This is a genomic window from Inquilinus sp., from assembly GCF_057815775.1.
Genome location: NZ_JBYRFX010000723.1, coordinates 1 through 1902 on the forward strand (window position 1 = coordinate 1; position 1902 = coordinate 1902).

Genomic DNA, 1902 nt, shown 5'->3' on the forward strand with positions numbered 1-1902 from the left:
TCATCACCGAGGCCGGCTGGTGCAGCGTGTTCCACCAGTCGACCGAGAATTTGATGATCGGCAGGTTGACGGCGCCGACCAGCGTCAGCACCGCCCCGGCCTTGAGGCCGCGCTGCGGGTCGTCGAAGGCCGAGACCAGCACGATGTAGCCGAGATAGATGAAGAACAGGATCAGCACGCTGGTCAGCCGGGCGTCCCACACCCACCAGGTGCCCCACATCGGCTGGCCCCAGAGCGAGCCGGACAGCAGGCACAGCGCGGTGAAGCCGGCACCGAGCGGCGCCGCCGCCTTGGTGTACAGCTCCGCCACCGGGTGCTTCCACACCAGGCCGACGGCTGAGGCCAGGGCCATGGTGGTGTAGACCATCGACGCCATCCAGGCCGACGGCACATGGATGTACATGATCCGCACCGTCTCGCCCTGCTGGTAGTCCGGCGGCGAATCGAACAGCGCCAGCCACAGCCCGGCCGCCAGCGTCAGCAGGGCAACGCCGAGGGCCCAGGGCCGCAGGGCGGCGCTCAGGCGCAGGGAGCGGGCAGGATTGGCGAAGCGGTGCATGGCATGGCGTGGCGGTCGTTGAAAAATACCATAGTCAAAGCCGGGCCGTGTGTCGGCGGTTCAATTGCCGCGCCCCGCGGGCCCGCCGGCCGCCCCGCCCGACGCCTGGATGGCATCGCGCAGCTCCGGATGGAAGGCGCCGTAGTCGCAGGTCAACTCCTCGCCCGCGGCGATGTCGCGCCGGGCGACGCAGATCTCGCCCACCGTCTCCAGCGTCGGGTCGTCGCTGTGGTTCATGAAGCGGGCGTCGTCCAGGTTCAGCGACAGCCCGCCCGGCAGCTCCGGCGCCGGATAGGCGTAGCGCTCCAGGAAGTCGCGGGCCGGTCCCGGCAGCGTCGCGATCTCGGCATCCGGCACGAAGGCATCGAACACGGCATTCCAGCGCCAGACCTCGGTGCCGGCTGCGATCGGTTCGGCGGCGAGCAGGCCCAGGCCTTCGATCCGGCTGGGCCCGACGGTGGTGGGGACGAGAAGCATGGGCCGGGTTCCTTTTCCCAAGCTTTACGCAAAGCCGGGCCCCGCGTCACCCCGGACGAAGGACGAACGCGTCGATGGCCGGGCCTGCTGTGGCGAAACGCACATCGCGACCGTTGCCGGCAACGGCTGCCGGGACGGTGCGCGCGCCGTCCCCTCTTCTGTCATTGCCGGGCTTGACCCGGCAATCCAGGGGCCGTCGAGACCTGCTCTGGCCGCCCCTGGATCCTCGGGTCAAGCCCGAGGATGACAGTCTAAAATGCCTTGGGCATGGGACATGCCCCCGGGATCCATCCGACAGCAGACCAATTTCGCTCTCTAAGACTGCGCCTGTCTGAGCGCGGCCGCGGCGGCGATCGGGGCCAGGGGCAGGGCGGCGGCGAGGCAGCCACCGAGGAGGAGCAGGTGCGGGCGGGCGGTCAGGCCGGTCGCCGCCGCCTCCACCGCCGCGGCGCCGAAGATCAGCACCGGGATGAACAGCGGCAGGATCAGCAGCGCCAGCAGCGCCCCGCCACGGCGTGCGCCCAAAGTCAGAGCCGCCCCGACTGCGCCGATCAGGCTGAGGCAGGGCGTGCCGAGCAGCAGCGACAGCACCAGCACCGGCCACACCCCCGCCTGCAGCCCCAGCAACGCCGCCATCAGCGGCGACAGCAGGATCAGCGGCAGCCCCGTCAGCAGCCAATGCGCCAGCGCCTTGGCCAGCACCGCCGCCTCGAGCGGCAGCGGCGACAGCACCAGGAGGTCAAGCGAGCCGTCCTCGTAGTCCTGGGCGAACAGCCGGTCGAGCGCCAGCAGCGTCGCCAGCAGCGCCGCGACCCAGACCACGCCGGCGGCGATGCGGGCCAGCAGCGCCGCCTCGGGCCCGATGC

General features: G+C 70.9%; 3 protein-coding genes. All 3 read right to left on the reverse strand.

Translation table 11 applies throughout. From position 1 onward, the window contains the following. Positions 1–559: heme ABC transporter permease (locus AC3XYG_RS25325; protein ID WP_489142642.1), on the reverse strand; the 559-nt coding region annotated here is incomplete at its 3' end. 60 nt (positions 560–619) lie between these two features. Next, positions 620–1036 (reverse strand): SET domain-containing protein, encoded by a 417-nt coding sequence (locus AC3XYG_RS25330; RefSeq protein ID WP_489142643.1) that lies wholly within the window; start codon positions 1034–1036, stop codon positions 620–622. Between the two features lie 315 nt (positions 1037–1351). Next, the coding region (gene ccmB / locus AC3XYG_RS25335; RefSeq protein WP_489142644.1) for a heme exporter protein CcmB at positions 1352–1902 on the reverse strand (551 nt) is incomplete at its 5' end.

What these genes read in the sequence shown, in the direction of transcription:
- AC3XYG_RS25330 (WP_489142643.1), bottom strand. Translation starts at nt 1,036, where the DNA reads ATGCTTCTCGTCCCCACCACCGTCGGGCCCAGCCGGATCGAAGGCCTG.